Origin of the sequence: Acinetobacter sp. WU_MDCI_Abxb74 (genome assembly GCF_025513915.1) — a bacterium.
GTDB classification, from domain to species: Bacteria; Pseudomonadota; Gammaproteobacteria; order Pseudomonadales; family Moraxellaceae; genus Acinetobacter; species Acinetobacter calcoaceticus_C.
This window is the reverse complement of the sequence record NZ_JAHPRP010000011.1, coordinates 59,617-76,740: the sequence shown is the minus strand read 5'-3', so window position 1 is coordinate 76,740 and position 17,124 is coordinate 59,617. Positions and strand designations below refer to the sequence as shown.

13 protein-coding genes and 1 pseudogene are annotated in these 17,124 nt (G+C 39.2%); 8 read left to right on the top strand and 6 right to left on the bottom strand.

The window, feature by feature from the left end:
- Positions 1-3: 3 nt before the first annotated feature.
- The 4 genes from adeJ to KTH84_RS16015 all read left to right on the top strand — a co-directional run bounded on the left by adeJ (position 4) and on the right by KTH84_RS16015 (position 5,536).
- On the top strand, positions 4-3,180 hold the full coding sequence (gene adeJ / locus KTH84_RS16030) for a multidrug efflux RND transporter permease subunit AdeJ (protein ID WP_262474158.1): 3,177 nt from the start codon (positions 4-6) through the stop codon (positions 3,178-3,180).
- Complete coding sequence (gene adeK / locus KTH84_RS16025) at positions 3,180-4,634, top strand: multidrug efflux RND transporter outer membrane channel subunit AdeK (RefSeq protein WP_262474199.1); 1,455 nt, start codon at positions 3,180-3,182, stop codon at positions 4,632-4,634. Before adeJ ends, adeK begins: the two co-directional genes overlap by 1 nt.
- Before the next feature lie 109 nt (positions 4,635-4,743).
- Positions 4,744-5,094: a YbjQ family protein gene (locus tag KTH84_RS16020; RefSeq protein ID WP_202743855.1), complete on the top strand. Its 351-nt coding sequence runs from the start codon at positions 4,744-4,746 to the stop codon at positions 5,092-5,094.
- A 7-nt stretch (positions 5,095-5,101) separates the two neighbouring features.
- Positions 5,102-5,536: a YbjQ family protein gene (locus KTH84_RS16015; RefSeq protein ID WP_202743856.1), complete on the top strand. Its 435-nt coding sequence runs from the start codon at positions 5,102-5,104 to the stop codon at positions 5,534-5,536.
- On the opposite strand, the gene KTH84_RS16010 is transcribed toward KTH84_RS16015, so the two are convergent.
- Genes KTH84_RS16010 through KTH84_RS16000 form a run of 3 tightly spaced genes read right to left on the bottom strand, consistent with a single transcriptional unit; the run spans position 5,533 to position 7,526 of the window.
- Positions 5,533-5,967 (bottom strand): nuclear transport factor 2 family protein, encoded by a 435-nt coding sequence (locus KTH84_RS16010; RefSeq protein ID WP_202743857.1) that lies wholly within the window; start codon positions 5,965-5,967, stop codon positions 5,533-5,535. The genes KTH84_RS16015 and KTH84_RS16010 overlap by 4 nt on opposite strands.
- Before the next feature lie 53 nt (positions 5,968-6,020).
- Positions 6,021-6,827, bottom strand: a complete 807-nt coding sequence (locus KTH84_RS16005; protein WP_262474155.1) for an SDR family NAD(P)-dependent oxidoreductase — start codon at positions 6,825-6,827, stop codon at positions 6,021-6,023.
- A 27-nt stretch (positions 6,828-6,854) separates the two neighbouring features.
- Entirely contained in the window at positions 6,855-7,526 is a 672-nt protein-coding gene (locus tag KTH84_RS16000) for a hypothetical protein (RefSeq protein ID WP_262474153.1), read from the bottom strand.
- Between the two features lie 196 nt (positions 7,527-7,722).
- Here KTH84_RS16000 and KTH84_RS15995 point away from each other — a divergent pair, with 196 nt between their 5' ends.
- Together KTH84_RS15995 and KTH84_RS15990 are read left to right on the top strand one after the other, a co-directional pair.
- The gene (locus tag KTH84_RS15995) at positions 7,723-10,620 is read left to right on the top strand and encodes a valine--tRNA ligase (RefSeq protein WP_262474151.1); all 2,898 of its coding nucleotides are present in this window, start codon (positions 7,723-7,725) and stop codon (positions 10,618-10,620) included.
- A gap of 61 nt (positions 10,621-10,681) precedes the next feature.
- Positions 10,682-12,190 carry an SIR2 family protein gene (locus KTH84_RS15990; RefSeq protein WP_262474149.1) on the top strand — a complete coding sequence of 503 codons (1,509 nt, stop codon included), beginning with the start codon at positions 10,682-10,684 and terminating at the stop codon, positions 12,188-12,190.
- Positions 12,191-12,293: 103 nt separating this feature from the next.
- Here the strand turns inward: KTH84_RS15990 and KTH84_RS15985 are convergent, their stop codons facing one another.
- Both KTH84_RS15985 and KTH84_RS15980 read right to left on the bottom strand, forming a co-directional pair.
- Entirely contained in the window at positions 12,294-13,310 is a 1,017-nt protein-coding gene (locus tag KTH84_RS15985) for a molecular chaperone DnaJ (protein WP_262474147.1), read from the bottom strand.
- Positions 13,311-13,439: 129 nt separating this feature from the next.
- On the bottom strand, positions 13,440-14,345 hold the full coding sequence (locus KTH84_RS15980) for an AEC family transporter (protein ID WP_262474145.1): 906 nt from the start codon (positions 14,343-14,345) through the stop codon (positions 13,440-13,442).
- 118 nt (positions 14,346-14,463) lie between these two features.
- Here KTH84_RS15980 and KTH84_RS15975 point away from each other — a divergent pair, with 118 nt between their 5' ends.
- Together KTH84_RS15975 and KTH84_RS15970 are read left to right on the top strand one after the other, a co-directional pair.
- Positions 14,464-15,348, top strand: coding sequence for a LysR family transcriptional regulator (locus tag KTH84_RS15975; protein WP_262474143.1), 885 nt, complete (start codon positions 14,464-14,466; stop codon positions 15,346-15,348).
- A 304-nt stretch (positions 15,349-15,652) separates the two neighbouring features.
- On the top strand, positions 15,653-16,840 hold the full coding sequence (locus KTH84_RS15970; RefSeq protein WP_262474141.1) for an ammonium transporter: 1,188 nt from the start codon (positions 15,653-15,655) through the stop codon (positions 16,838-16,840).
- 139 nt (positions 16,841-16,979) lie between these two features.
- Here KTH84_RS15970 and KTH84_RS15965 read toward each other — a convergent pair.
- Positions 16,980-17,069: pseudogene (locus KTH84_RS15965) on the bottom strand (hypothetical protein); the annotation flags it as partial.
- Between the last annotated feature and the right edge of the window lie 55 nt (positions 17,070-17,124).

The window sequence follows — 17,124 nt, the reverse complement described above, 5'->3', positions numbered from 1 at the left end:
TGAATGGCACAATTTTTTATTCATCGCCCCATTTTTGCTTGGGTGATTGCATTAGTCATTATGTTGGCGGGTATTCTCACGCTTACAAAAATGCCTATTGCTCAGTATCCGACGATTGCACCGCCGACAGTTACAATTGCTGCAACTTATCCTGGTGCATCGGCTGAGACTGTTGAAAATACCGTAACCCAGATCATTGAACAACAAATGAATGGTCTAGATGGTTTACGTTATATTTCATCTAACAGTGCGGGTAACGGTCAGGCCTCTATTCAATTAAACTTTGAACAAGGTATTGATCCAGATATTGCACAGGTTCAGGTTCAAAACAAACTGCAATCTGCAACTGCTCTTTTACCTGAAGATGTTCAACGTCAAGGTGTGACTGTTACAAAATCTGGTGCAAGCTTCTTACAAGTTATTGCATTTTATTCACCAGATAACACCCTTTCAGACTCAGACATTAAAGACTATGTAAACTCATCAATTAAAGAACCACTTAGCCGTGTGGCTGGTGTAGGTGAAGTACAAGTTTTTGGTGGTTCATACGCAATGCGTATCTGGCTCGACCCTGCAAAATTGACTAATTACCAGTTAACACCAAGTGATATTGCGACTGCTTTGCAAGCGCAAAACTCACAAGTTGCTGTAGGTCAGTTAGGCGGAGCACCAGCCGTACAAGGTCAGGTCCTTAACGCAACAGTGAATGCACAAAGTTTGTTGCAAACACCTGAGCAGTTTAAAAATATCTTCTTAAAGAACACAGCATCAGGTGCTGAGGTTCGTTTAAAAGATGTTGCTCGTGTTGAGTTAGGTTCTGATAACTATCAATTCGATTCGAAGTTTAATGGTAAACCTGCCGGTGGTCTTGCAATTAAAATTGCAACGGGTGCCAACGCACTTGATACCGCTGATGCTGTTGAACATCGTTTAACCGAATTACGTAAGAACTATCCGACAGGCCTTGCAGATAAACTGGCTTATGACACTACCCCATTTATTCGCCTTTCAATTGAGAGTGTTGTACACACATTAATTGAAGCGGTAGTTTTGGTATTTATTGTCATGTTCCTGTTCTTGCAGAACTGGCGTGCAACGATTATTCCAACACTTGCTGTACCTGTTGTTGTATTAGGTACATTTGCAGTCATCAATATTTTTGGCTTCTCAATTAACACCTTGACCATGTTCGCTATGGTATTGGCAATTGGTCTTCTGGTCGATGATGCCATTGTTGTAGTAGAAAACGTTGAACGTGTGATGAGTGAAGAACATACCGATCCGGTCACGGCGACTTCACGATCAATGGAACAGATTTCTGGTGCGTTAATCGGTATTACAAGCGTATTGACAGCGGTATTCGTACCAATGGCATTCTTTGGTGGTACGACTGGTGTAATTTACCGTCAATTCTCGATTACCCTTGTAACAGCAATGGTTTTATCGTTAATTGTGGCGTTAACCTTCACGCCAGCACTTTGTGCAACAATTTTAAAACAGCATGATCTGAACAAAGAACCAAGCAATAATATTTTTGCTCGTTTCTTCAGAGGCTTTAACAACGGTTTTGACCGCATGTCGCATAGCTACCAAAATGGTGTTAGCCTCATGCTTAAAGGCAAAATCTTCTCTGGCGTACTTTACGCTGTAGTGATTGGCTTATTAGTGTTCTTGTTCCAAAAACTCCCATCTTCATTCTTACCAGAAGAAGATCAGGGTGTGGTCATGACACTTGTACAATTACCACCGAATGCAACACTTGACCGTACCAATAAAGTCGTTGATACCATGACGAATTTCTTCATGAATGAAAAAGATACAGTGGAATCTATTTTCACCGTTTCAGGCTTCTCATTCACAGGTGTTGGTCAAAATGCTGGTATTGGCTTCGTTAAATTGAAAGACTGGAGTGAACGTACTTCACCAGAGTCTCAGATTGGCGCGTTAATTCAACGTGGTATGGCATTAAACATGATCGTTAAAGACGCATCTTACATCATGCCATTACAGCTTCCAGCAATGCCTGAATTAGGCGTAACAGCTGGTTTTAACTTGCAGCTTAAAGATTCAAGTGGTCAAGGCCATGAGAAACTGATTGCCGCACGTAACACAATTTTAGGTTTGGCTTCACAAGATAAGCGTCTTGTAGGAGTACGTCCTAATGGTCAAGAAGATACACCTCAGTATCAAATTAATGTAGATCAGGCTCAAGCTGGCGCTATGGGCGTGAGCATTGCCGACATTAACAACACTATGCGTATTGCATGGGGTGGTTCATACATTAACGACTTCGTTGACCGCGGTCGTGTGAAAAAAGTTTATGTTCAAGGTGATTCGGGTAGCCGTATGATGCCTGAAGACTTAAACAAGTGGTATGTGCGTAATAGCAAAGGCGAAATGGTACCGTTCTCTGCATTTGCTACTGGCGAATGGACATATGGTTCTCCTCGTCTTGAACGTTATAACGGCGTGTCATCGGTTAACATTCAAGGTACACCTGCACCGGGCGTAAGTTCTGGTGATTCTATGAAAGCAATGGAAGAAATTATTGCTAAGTTACCATCTATGGGCTTACAAGGTTTCGACTATGAATGGACAGGTTTATCACTTGAAGAACGTGAGTCTGGTGCTCAAGCTCCATTCCTTTATGCTCTTTCATTGTTAATCGTTTTCCTTTGCTTAGCTGCATTATATGAAAGCTGGTCTATTCCGTTCTCGGTTTTACTTGTAGTACCACTCGGTATTATTGGTGCAATCATATTGACTTACTTGGGTATGATTATTAAAGGAGATCCAAATCTCTCAAATAACATTTACTTCCAGGTAGCGATGATCGCGGTCATCGGTCTTTCTGCAAAAAATGCGATCTTGATTGTTGAGTTCGCAAAAGAGCTGCAGGAAAAAGGTGAAGACCTCATTGATGCAACTTTACATGCTTCAAAAATGCGTTTACGTCCAATTATTATGACCACCCTTGCCTTCGGTTTTGGTGTACTTCCACTTGCTCTTTCAACAGGTGCAGGTGCAGGAAGTCAGCACTCTGTCGGTTACGGTGTACTCGGTGGCGTACTCAGTGCAACGTTCTTAGGTATCTTCTTTATCCCTGTATTCTATGTGTGGATTCGTAGTATCTTTAAGTACAAACCAAAAACCATAAACACTCAGGAGCATAAATCGTGATGCAAAAAGTATGGTCTATTTCAGGTCGTAGCATTGCGGTATCTGCACTTGCGCTTGCTTTGACAGCTTGTCAAAGCATGCGCGGCCCAGAACCAGTCGTGAAAACCGATATACCACAAAGCTATGGATATAACAGCGCTTCTGGTACGTCTATTGCAGAACAGGGTTATAAACAGTTCTTTTCTGACCCTCGTTTGCTCGAAGTGATTGATTTGGCTCTTGCCAACAACCGTGACTTACGTACAGCAACGCTCAATATTGAACGTGCTCAACAGCAATATCGAATTACTCAAAACAACCAGCTTCCAACAATCGGAGCAAGTGGTAGTGCAATTCGTCAGGTTTCTCAAAGCCGTGATCCGAATAACCCCTACTCTACCTATCAGGTAGGTTTGGGTGTAACTGCCTATGAGCTTGATTTTTGGGGCCGCGTTCGTAGCTTGAAAGATGCTGCATTAGATAGTTATCTTTCAACGCAAAGTGCACGTGATTCGACACAAATCAGTCTGATTAGTCAGGTTGCTCAAGCATGGTTGAACTATTCTTTTGCATCAGCGAATCTAAAGCTTGCAGAGCAAACTCTAAAAGCACAGCAAGACTCTTACAACCTCAACAAAAAACGTTTTGATGTGGGTATCGACAGTGAAGTTCCACTACGTCAGGCACAGATTTCTGTAGAAACTGCGCGTAACGATGTAGCGAACTACAAAACTCAGATGGCTCAAGCACAAAACTTGTTGAACTTGTTATCAGGTCAATCGATTCCGCAAAACTTGTTGCCAAACCAACCGGTAAAACGCATTACTCAACAGAATGTTTATACAGCTGGTTTACCAAGCGACTTGCTTAACAATCGTCCAGATGTAAAAGCTGCTGAATATAACTTAAGCGCTGCTGGTGCGAATATTGGTGCTGCAAAAGCACGTTTATTCCCAACAATTAGCTTAACGGGTTCTGCAGGTTACGCATCGACTGACTTAAGTGATCTATTTAAGTCTGGTGGGTTTGTGTGGTCAGTTGGACCAAGCCTAGATTTACCAATCTTTGACTGGGGCACACGTCGTGCCAATGTAAAAATTTCTGAAACCGATCAGAAAATTGCATTGTCTGATTATGAAAAATCAGTTCAGTCTGCATTCCGTGAAGTTAATGATGCGCTTGCAACTCGTGCCAATATTGGTGAACGTTTAACAGCTCAACAACGTCTAGTAGAAGCGACTAACCGCAACTACACTCTTTCAAATGCCCGCTTCCGTGCTGGTATTGATAGTTACTTGACAGTTCTTGATGCACAGCGTTCATCTTATTCAGCAGAACAAGGTTTATTGTTGCTTCAACAGGCTAACTTAAACAACCAAATCGAGTTATACAAAACTCTAGGTGGCGGTTTAAAAGCAAATTCTTCAGATACAGTGGCTAATCAACCATCAAGTGCTGAACTTAAAAAGCAATAAGTTTTAAATAACTTATTCATAAAAGCTCACTTCGGTGGGCTTTTTTATTGCATCTCATGTGAATATTTCTTATCTTGAAACCTTAAGAGATTTAGATTGATAAAAAATAATGTTACTGAGTAATTTAGAAAGCGTTCCGGGTCACCAGATTTTAAAACAGCTTGATGTTGTTTATGGAAGTACAGTCCGTAGTAAGCATGTTGGCCGTGACTTGATGGCGAGTTTAAAAAATATTGTGGGTGGTGAACTTACAGGTTATACCGAATTATTAGAAGAATCCCGCCAAGAAGCCATGAATCGTATGATTGCCAAAGCCCAGCAACTAGGTGCGAATGCAATTGTTGGTATTCGTTTTTCAACTTCAAATATTGCTCAAGGTGCTTCCGAACTATTTGTCTATGGCACAGCAGTGGTTGTGCAACCACAAACACCCCACCTACCAGACCCTTTTAATACATAGGTAGAAAATGGAAAATCTTATTTTTCAGCTTACGATTTTTCTTATTTTGTTCAGTATTGGTTGGGGTTTTGGGCGTCATATTGAACGTAAACATTTGAAAGAACTTTTAGAAAAAGAGCAACGGCTGGCCCATATCAGAATTGATACAAACCGCTTTGCCACGAGTGATCAGTTAGGTCAATTTATTAGCAGTAATGTGGTGATTTCTCATGACTACTTTAAATATGTGCTGGCATCCATCAAAAATGTTTTAGGTGGTCGCCTCACCAGTTATGAGAGTGTGGTTGAGCGTGCTCGCCGTGAAGCGATTGTCCGTTTAAAACAACAAGCCCATACCGCAGGAGCTAACCATATTATGGGAGTTCGGCTGAGTACAACCGAACTTGGCATGCAAGGGGGAATGGTCGAAGTCTTTGCCTACGGTACCGCGGTAAAAGATTAATACTGCCCTACGCTAGAAAAATGAATGCGTGGATTGCCAATATTTTTAGTTAAATGTTGGCAAATTCCGGTAATTTTCCAACTGCCCTGTTGTTTTGCCAAAGTAAAATAATAACGACCAAATGAATGAAAATAATCATTTTCTGAAAAACGATAAATTTGATAATTACATTCTAACCATGCCCGATCTTGTTCAATACGGATAATGGGATTACTCAAATTGTGCTGTAGTCGTAAATGCGATAAAGCTTGCTGCCGAGAACCTTTATATTCATGACAAGTCACAACACATAAAGGCTCTCCCCTAAACTGGAAATAGTCCACCTCAAGTTGATCGGCCAATAACTCATCAAAAGCGTCCCAATTTTTCTGGTCAAAGACCAATTGAAAACGTGTGATGACCTCTAAAACACGGTGATAATCTTGATCCATGGTGAACCTTCTATGCAGGTTTTTCATCAATTTAGCACGGCAAAATCTCTTTTTTATTTTACTTTTGTTTTCCGAATCATTTTATAGAGAAGTTTTGGGGACATCCGAGAAACCATTACTCCAAGTTTTTCTTTAGTACCACCTATTACTATATATTCTTGACCATGCATTAAAGCTTTAACTGACTGTTCTGCAAAAGTATCTGCCTCTAAACCATTTTCAATTGCTTCATCTTGATGACCTTGAGGTTGCCCTGCACCATTTAGTGCATTAAAAGAAACGTTTGTTTTTACAAAACCAGGGAAAATAACGGAAACTTCAACGCCCTGATCAGCGACCTCAGCACGTAAACTATTAGCCCACATATGAATTGCCGCTTTAGCAGCCGAATAACTTGCCCGGTACTGTGTTCCTAATAAACCCGCCACACTAGAGACAAATACAACTCGGCCAGACTTTTGTTTTAGCATGGTAGGTAATACGGTTTTGGTTAAAGCTACTTGCGAGAAATAATCAACTTCCATAATGGCCCGTTCGGTTGCCATTGTCGTGTCTTCGATTAATGCACGTTGGCTCAAACCTGCATTATTAATGAGCCAGTCAATTCGTCCTTTCGCTTTTAAAATCTGCTCATAGGCCTCTTGAACTTGTTTTTCATTGGTAATATCTGCAACCACAGACAAATGTTGCTCTGGATTTAACAAACCAACTCGAACTTCTTCTAACTCTTCAAAACGACGGGAGGTCAAAATCACTTCTGCCCCTTGCAAGGCTAATTCCCCTGCCAAGGCCTTACCTAAACCAGAAGATGCACCCGTAATCCATACCACCTTATTTTTTAAAGTATCAAGTTTGGCCATGCTTTATGTTCCTATTATCTTTTTAAATTATGCTGCTTGATGCATGAAGGCCAAAAAGTGGTTGATATAATGAGTTGCTGTGGTCTGATCGACCTGTGTACCTAACTTTTCCAAACGTTTATAGCCTAAATGCGTCGTCATGTTGATCACCCCATTCAGGGTTTTATCGACAACTAAATTAAATTTTAAACGCTTTTTAGGTTCACGTACTAGGCTTGTTACGCCTAAATCTACAATTTGAATGAGAGTATCAAAAGCAGCTGCAACACTCTGCATGTTCCCATCACGAATTTGCTGCGTAAGAGTTTCGGCTTGTTGCACGAGTTGGAGGGTAACTGGATAGGTAATATAAACTTGCTGCCCCTGTTCTTTCATCAGGGATGTCATGTAGTCAACTAAAGGTAAAAGACGTTCATTGCCAAAGAATGAAACTGACCAAGGCATGTATTTTCGAAAAGTCTCTAAAACTTGCTGAACTACTTTTTCAGACTCAGCTTGCTGTTTTGGGGACATGCTTGTATTCCCTGACTGTAAAAGTACAGAAAAAACCTGCTCAATAATTTCACAAGAAAGGTCAGACAATACATCCCCTAAAGGTTTTGCCTGACTTTGGCTTACCCCATCATGCAGTTTCTGCCGAATGATCTCGAATTGGGTATAAGTTGAATCGGAAATTTTCAAAAAAACTTCATAACTCATGAGCAGCATCCTTTTTCAATTCTTTTGTAATTTTTGTGCCGTGTGCCTACACGATTAAATTGTGATCCATCTTTCATAAATCTACCGTTTTTTGAAAAAAATACAAAACCGTTTATCTGTTTTCAGCACATTAATTTCGAGGCATTTTTTTGCTACAATAGGTGCAATTTTTTATGCATATTCGATCTAAGCTACTATGACTGACGCTCAAACCGCTCAAAATATTGCGACCACATACGATCCAACCGAGATCGAAAAGAAGTGGTACCAAACGTGGGAAGAACAAGGTTACTTCAAACCTTCTGGTCACGGTGAATCATTCTGTATCATGATTCCGCCACCAAACGTCACTGGTAGTTTGCACATGGGCCATGGCTTTAACAATGCCATTATGGATGCCCTCACCCGTTATAACCGTATGATGGGTAAAAACACCTTGTGGCAACCAGGTACTGACCATGCGGGTATTGCAACTCAAATGGTTGTTGAGCGTCAACTTGGCTTGCAAGGTGTGACTCGTCATGACTTAGGCCGTGATAAGTTCATCGAAAAAGTTTGGGAATGGAAAGAACAATCTGGCGGAACGATTACTAAACAAATTCGTCGCTTAGGTTCGTCTGTAGACTGGTCACGCGAACGCTTCACGATGGATGAAGGTTTATCAAACGCAGTTAAAGAAGTTTTCGTTCGCTTGCACGAAGATGGTTTAATTTACCGCGGTAAGCGCCTTGTAAACTGGGACCCTAAACTTCAAACAGCACTTTCTGACCTTGAAGTTGAAAGCAAAGAAGAAAAAGGCTCACTTTGGCACTTTAAATATTTCTTTGAAGACAAATCAGTTAAAACTCAAGATGGCAAAGACTATTTAGTCGTTGCAACGACTCGTCCTGAAACGTTACTGGGCGATACTGCGGTTGCTGTTCACCCTGAAGATGAGCGTTATGCACACCTTGTTGGTAAAAATATTGTATTGCCAATTACTGGTCGTTTAATTCCGATCGTTGCAGACGACTACGTTGAAAAAGACTTTGGTACTGGCTGTGTAAAAATCACGCCTGCTCATGACTTTAACGACTATGACCTAGGTAAACGCAATAGTTTGCCAATCATTAATATCTTCAACAAAAACGCCGAAGTTTTAGGTGAGTTTGAATATATTGCAAAAGCTGGCGAACAAATTTCTAAAACCATTACTGCACCTGCGGAATATGCTGGTTTAGAACGTTTTGCAGCACGTAAAAAATTAGTTGCTCAAGCTGAAGCTGAAGGCTGGTTAGATCAAATCCAACCGTATGACTTAAAAGCTCCACGTGGCGACCGTTCAGGCGTAATCATTGAGCCATTATTAACTGACCAATGGTATGTAAAAATTGCGCCACTTGCTGAGCCTGCAATTGAAGCAGTTCAAGATGGCCGTATTAAGTTTGTACCAGAGCAGTACAGCAACATGTACATGGCGTGGATGCGTGACATTCAAGACTGGTGTATTTCACGTCAACTTTGGTGGGGTCACCGTATTCCAGCTTGGTACGATGCGAATGGCAACATCTATGTGGGTCGTAACGAAGAAGAAGTACGTGCGAAAAACAGCATCGCTGCTGACGTTGAACTTAAACAAGATGAAGACGTTCTTGATACATGGTTCTCATCTGCACTTTGGACATTCTCAACTTTAGGTTGGACTGGCGACGACAAAAAAGACGCAGCAAATGATTTCTTAAAAACTTTCCACCCAACAGATGTGTTGGTGACTGGTTTTGACATCATTTTCTTCTGGGTTGCCCGTATGATCATGATGACCCTGCACTTCATGAAAAATGAAGATGGTTCATCTCAAGTTCCATTTAAGACTGTTTACGTTCACGGCTTGGTACGTGATGGTGAAGGTCAAAAAATGTCGAAGTCTAAAGGTAACGTACTTGACCCATTAGACTTAATTGACGGTATTGATTTAGAAAGCTTGGTTGCAAAACGTACTACTGGCCTGATGAACCCGAAAGATGCAGCGAAAATTGAAAAATCAACGCGCAAAGAGTTCCCAGAAGGCATCAATGCTTATGGTACTGACGCAGTTCGTTTCACGTTCTGTGCACTTGCAAACACTGGTCGTGACATCAAGTTCGACTTAAAACGTGTTGAAGGCTACCGTAACTTCTGTAACAAAATTTGGAACGCGACTCGTTTCGTTCTGATGAATGTTGAAGGTCAAACTGTTGGTACCGACGCTCGCCCTGATCTTTGGGAACTTCCAGAACAATGGATTATGAGCCGTCTGCAAAAAGCAGAAGCTGCCGTACACCAAGCGTTTGCAACCTATCGTTTGGACCTTGCTGCACAAGCGATTTACGACTTTATTTGGAATGAATACTGTGACTGGTATGTTGAGTTAACTAAACCAGTTCTTAACGATGCAGACGTTGCAGAAGAGCGTAAAGCTGAAGTACGTCGTGTATTGCTTGCAGTGATGGAAGCTTCTTTACGCTTGGCTCATCCGTTAATGCCTTATTTGACAGAAGAAATCTGGCAAACGCTTGCACCAATGCTTGGTCAAGGCGGCCCAACGATTATGACTGCTCAATACCCTATTCCTGAGCAAGCAAAAATCAATGAACAAGCTGAAGCAGATATGCAATGGCTTCAAGGTTTGATTGGTGCGGTACGTAACATTCGTGGTGAGTTGGGCTTAGGTAATGCACGCTTGTTACCTGTGTTACTTCAAAATACGTCTGACGCTGAACGTGAACAAATTATTCGTATTGAAGCATTGTTCAAAGCATTGGCTAAAGTTGAAAGCATTGAGTTCTTGAATAAAGACCAAGAACCACCTTTGTCTTGCTCTAGCGTTGTTAGCCATGCATCGGTATTTGTACCAATGAAAGGCTTAATTGACCCTAAAGCTGAGCTTGCTCGTTTGCAAAAAGATTTAGACAAAATCCAAAAACAACACGACCAAATCGCGGGCAAACTTGCAAATGAAGGCTTTGTATCTAAAGCACCAGCAGCAGTTGTTGAAGGTGAAAAAGCGAAGCTTGCTGAGTTTGCTGCTCAGTTAGAGAAAGTTAAAGCAAATATGGAACAGATTGCTGCGCTTTAAAATTATTGCTTATTTAATTTTTATTATGTAAAAAGAAGTCTTCAGGGACTTCTTTTTTATTATGAATATAAACTCTTTATTAGATCATTTAAGAAATGACCAAAAATTGTCTGAGAATGAAATTAATCAAAGCATAGATCTTTTTATTCGCTCTATTATTTTAGAAGACATCAGAAAACAAACTTCAGCCTATACTCGTGATAAAGAAGTTAATAGGCTTTTACACCATGACATCTATATATTAGATAAATATAATAACTATAATCCCCCTATTGCTATAAAATTTAGAATGAATATTGATGAAGAATATTTTAATATGTTAATTCTAAACTTTATTCTTGATTTTACAAAAACAGACTTTAGAACTTTAATTATTGTTCATTTAAATAATTTTACTCCAAATGTAGATAATTTCGAAAGATTCAAGGATCTAAATACGGATGTAGATATATTCTTTCTAAATAAGCAGGAAATAAATAAATTAATTAATAAACACAAAAAATTTGCCGAAAAAATTATAAAAAATTTATTCTCGACAAAAATACAAGAGGCTGTCTTCAACAATAATGAAGATTGGAAAAGCAACAGAAGGAATTTGATTAATAATTTATCTAAACTATATATAAATAGTAAAAAAACTACATTACTCATAGGTGCTGGTGTATCTTGTAGTGCAAATCTTCCTAGCTGGGATGAGTTAATCTCTGGATTATTTATTACTTACCTTATTGAGAGCAACTCATCTAATGATTCAATAAAAAATATGCCTGTAAGTGATTTTATTAATTCAATAAAGGAAATAAATAAAAACTTCTCAGAAAAATATTTAAAATCTGCTCTATTGTCCGCAAGATATTTAAGGAAAGGTTTAGCTAATGATGATATTGAAAATAGTAATAAATTTATAGAGCTTCTTCGAAAAAATTTATATAAATCTGAATCAAATAGGGACTCTGAACTAATAAATGTCATTGGAAATTTATGTAAACCTAGCCGAACTGGGGCAAAAATTAACTCTATTATAAATTATAATTTCGACGATATTTTAGAACAGCATTTTCAAAATCAAAATTTAAAATATAAATCTATTTACCACCACAACCCAACATATACTAATGAAGAACTACCAATTTTTCACGTGCATGGTTTTATACCTGAAGTTTCGAAAAACTATAAAGATCTAGAACTCATAGAAATGGTTTTTTCTGAGGAGGGCTATCACAGAATGTATTCTAACCCTTATCACTGGTCAAATTTAGTTCAATTAACGAACTTTAGAGATAATACTTGTATTATGATTGGCCTTTCAATGGATGACCCAAATTTAAGAAGATTATTAGATATATCTCAAAATGGAAATTCCATAGCGAATCATTACGCTTTTTTAAAACGGATTTCTCTTAATGAAATTACAGATAAAAAAGATAATGAGTCAAAAAATGTTGAAGAATCATTTTTAGAAAGTCATCACAAGCTTCAAGAATTAATATTTAAAGAGCTGGGTGTAAATGTAATATGGTTTGAAGATTTTGATGAGCTTCCAAAACTATTGAGTCAACTTTTAAATTAATATTATCTCATATCAGCCTAGTAAAAAATTAATGCTATGAACACATGGAATCTTTAATCTATAGCTATATCCCTCATTTTCCTCTCCAATACGGAGAGGACTTTCAAAGCACCCCACACCCCAACAACATCTCTATCCCACTTACCTTTTTCATATGCTTTAAGCGTTCTTTTTCCCACTTCACCTGCTGCTTTAGCTCAACACAATCAGCATCTATAGCTTTATACACATCACTAATATATACATGCTCAACTTTCACATTCTTGGCTAACTGAAAAGAATCTAAAATCTTAGAAATTTGGCTTTCAAGCTGCTGACTTTGTGCATCTAAAGCCAGTTTATAAAACCGCAACTGCTCGGCAGATAACTCTTTAGCACCTAGCCCTTTATTCTGTTCAAGTTGTAACTGGAGTTTGAGTAAATAAAACAAGTCCTGCTTTTCATAGGCCTGACTTGCCTGTTGGAACAACTCAGTTTTTTCTTCTTTTTTGGTTTCATCTTGCTCACGGTCTGGGTGTATCATCGCGGCAATTTTTAAATAAACTGTTTTGAGTGACTGCGCTGCCATTTGCTCAGCTTGTTCACGTTTCTGTTGTTGTCTTTGCTGTTTGGCTTGTTCACGTGCGTGTTGCTGCTCGGCAGCATACTGTTCAAAGTCTTCATCAAATTCAGAACCTTGATCAGTATTTTCACCGTATTCGGATTTTATTGGCTGAGCCCTTTTATTTTTCTTTTCTAACTTTTGAGCATGTTGCTGATAAAAGGTGTCAATCTGCTTCACTAACTCCAACTGTTCCTCAGATAGCTGTTTGGAGCGCTTCAACATTTGTGCAAACTGGGCAATTTTTTCATCTAGTTGTTGCATATCCGCTTTGGAAAACTCGTGGCTATGCAACATATTCCAAAGCTGCTCTAACTGCTGAAATAGCACTTCATGCAAATCGCTATACACAGGCATCAGTTTTTGCCGTATGTGCTGTTGAATCTCAGCTTGCGCATTTTGCCATGTGCTAAGGCTAACTTTTTGCTGTTCTATTTTATCAATCAGGCGATTCAGTTTTTTCTGCTGTGCAGACGGTTCAGACCTTTGCTGCAAGCTCACTTTGAGATCAAAGGACATACTCATCCACCTGAAAAAGAAAAAAGTGTAGCAATAATCAGATGAGGAAGGTAGCAAAGCATTTTTTAAATAAGAATCAGCCTATTAATTTCTAGAGAATAGAACTTGTCTTACCTAAAGGTTTATATCTTAAGAAATCCACCAAATCACTACTGGTAAAGTCACAGCAGCACATAAGGTTTGAAAGCTGATTACTGCTGCCATGAGTTGGCTGTCGCCACCCAAAACTTTGGTTAAAATGTATGATGCAGAAGCAGTCGGTAGCGCAAAGAAAATGACTAAAATCTGTGTTTGTAAGCTTGGTAAACCAAACCACATGCAGACCGCGTAAGCCAAAGCAGGCACAGCTAAAAGTCGTGCAAAAGTGTCTGCCACTAATACCACAATGTCTTTTTTAATTTGCATAAACTGTAAAGCTGCACCCACACATAACAGACCCAGTGGCAAACTCGATGCTGAAAAAAGCTTAATAAAGTTAGAAAAGCCTTCCCAAATTGGGATGTGAAGTGCATTGAATGCCGCTCCCACCACACACGATGCAATTAACGGATTTTTAAGGAGTGCAATCAAAACAGGTTTAATTGCCATGTGTTCTTTAGAAGTTAGAGCAAGCACCGAAATGACGTTCACAAGTGGAATGCAAAGCGCCAATAAAATTGCCAGAATTGCTATTCCTTCACTTTTAAAAAGCGAAGTGACTAAAGCCAAACCAATATAGGTATTAAAGCGAACCATACTTTGTACGTGTACACCAAAACGTGCAGATGGTATGTGCCAAAACATTCGGAGTATGTATAAAAAGGCGGTGACTGCCAAAACTACAATCAACATGGCAATAATGGCTGTACTCAAACTTTGTAAGTCAATTTTCGCGGTCGACAGCGTACTAAAAAGCAAAGCGGGAAATAAAATATAATAATTGAGCTTCTCTGCCCCAGCCCAAAACTCATCACTAAAAAAATGATATTTTTTAAACAGGTATCCCGATGCAATTAATGCAACTAAAGGAAATAGAGATAAAACAATGCTATTCATTTCTTTACTCGAGTTTGGTTGAAGGGCTTGCTGTTTTGACAATTACCTTGGCTTACTCATATATTAAAGATAATGAAAACTCATGATAAAATGAGTTTTTACTCATAATAAGTACAACATGACATTTACCCAGCTTGAAATTTTTGCACTCATTGCTGAACTAAAAAGTTTTACTGCAACAGCAGAAAAGCTCGGAATTTCACAATCGGCAGTTTCTCATGCCCTTAAATCATTAGAACAACAATGGGGGATTAACCTGATTTCAAGATCCCAAAGTGATATTGAGCTCACCACAACAGGTCAGCAGTTATTGACTCATGTAAAAGAGCTATTGAGTATTTCCAATACATTAGAAAAAGAAGTGGCTGCGATCCATGGGTTAAATGAAGGCACATTACATATCGGATCTTTTGGGGCTTCATCATCCATTTATCTATTGCCTGAAATTTTAGAAAGCTTTCGGCAGCGCTACCCTAAAATCGAAATTTATATTGATGAAGGTGAGGATAAAGAAGTTGCTCAGTGGTTATTAGAACGGCGCATCGAGGTTGGTTTTTTGATTATGCCAGATGAGCGATTCGATACTTTCCCTTTAATTGAAGACCGTTTCGTGGCCTTAATTCCCAACCAATCTCCGCTCGCACAACAACTCTATATTGATCCAGCACAGCTAGAAAACTGCCCTTTTATCATGACAATGGCAGGTAGTAGACATCAGGTCGAATTAATTTTAAAAAACTTTAATGTGAAACCAGACATCAAATTTTATGTTTCACAAATTCTAAGTATCGTTAGCATGGTTCACAACCAGCTAGGGGTTTCCATTGTGTCTGATATGGTAATTACTAAAGAATTGCTCTCGCTCTATCCAAATGTAGTCAAACGCCCTTTTAAACCGAACCTTAAACGTTCTATTGGACTCGCAGTGAAAAATAAGAAACATATGAGTCCAGCTGTGAAAGCATTTATTGAAGTTGCTCAATCGGTCTGGTCAGATCATTAATTCAAATACAAACCCCTCTTCTAAATTTTAATAACGAACTTTTTTAGGTCAATTTACGAGCGTATTAGATGACTTGTAACATAAAAAGAGCCATAACTGCTCTATCTTGATTAAATCAACGCACCATTTGTCGCCAAAAAACTATTACCACATCTAAATTGGTGCGCTTATTGCATATTCACTTTTATGCAATTGAGTTTGTTTCGACAAACTTAGGTTTTTAGATTCCTTAAATCTATTTTGGTGCAATTTACAGACTCAGATTTGTTCCAAAATGGAATTTAGCACTTTTTTTGAGCATGCCATGCAAAATGTAGATCTATTTTTCTTATTACTTGGTGCGGTTTTGGTTCTTGCCATGCATGCAGGTTTTGCATTCTTGGAACTTGGTACAGTTCGCCATAAAAATCAGGTGAATGCACTGAGTAAAATTCTGACTGACTTTGCCCTTTCTGCAATCGCATATTTCTTTGTTGGCTACTACATTTCTTATGGCCAGCATTTCTTCCATGATAGTACGGTTTTATCTGGTGATCATGGCTATAACCTCATGCGTTGTTTCTTTTTACTCACTTTTGCTGCTGCAATTCCTGCCATTATTTCAGGTGGTATTGCTGAACGTGCAAAAATGCGTTCACAAGCGATTGCAACCCTCGCTTTAGTTGCGCTGGTTTATCCATTTTTCGAAGGCATGGTTTGGAACGGTAACTATGGTCTGCAAAAGTGGTTAGAAACTACCTTTGGTGCAGCTTTTCATGACTTTGCTGGTTCAGTTGTAGTGCATGCTATGGGTGGCTGGATTGCGCTTGCTGCGGTTATTTTATTGGGGGCACGTTCTGGTCGTTATAAGAAAGATGGTCGTGTAAGTGCTCATCCGCCATCTTCTATTCCATTTTTGGCGCTCGGTTCATGGATTTTAATTGTAGGCTGGTTTGGCTTTAACGTGATGAGTGCTCAGCGTGTTGATGCTATTTCTGGCCTAGTTGCCATTAATTCACTCATGGCAATGGTTGGGGGAACGATTACAGCAAATGCAATTGGAAAAAATGACCCTGGTTTTTTACACAACGGTCCACTTGCAGGCCTAGTCGCAATCTGTGCAGGGTCTGACATTGTTCATCCAATCAGCGCGCTTGTTATTGGTGGTGCGGCTGGTGCGATGTTTGTGTATTTATTTACCTATACTCAAAACAAACTTAAAGTTGATGATGTGCTTGGGGTATGGCCTTTACATGGCGTGTGTGGTGCATTTGGTGGCATTGCAGTAGGTCTATTTGGTCAACAATGGCTTGGTGGTTTAGGCGGTGTGTCTTTCATCTCGCAACTCATTGGTACAACACTTGCAATTGCCATTGCACTTGCTGGCGGCTTTATTGTGTACGGTTTACTTAAAGCGACCATTGGCATTCGTTTATCTCAAGAAGATGAATTTAGAGGGGCAGATTTATCCATTCATAAAATTTCTGCAAACTCAGAAGAAGGTATGTTTTAATTCTGTGTAGGCACGACAGAGTCTTTTCTTCTGTAATAACAAATAACATCAGCCAATTACGTTACTTTTGTTTCGGCATGAGTAGCGTCTAAAGCTGCGCAAGACCAAAACCATTTCCATTCACAAAACCTGTTCCTTATTTATTATCATCCAAATAAATTGCAAAAACTTTAAACTTCTTATGCTCAACAGGTTGTGAATGGACACACCCATTCATCATTTTTGTCACGAAATTAAATTAAGTTTAAGAGCAATTTAAGCTTAATTTTATGTAATTAGTCGCA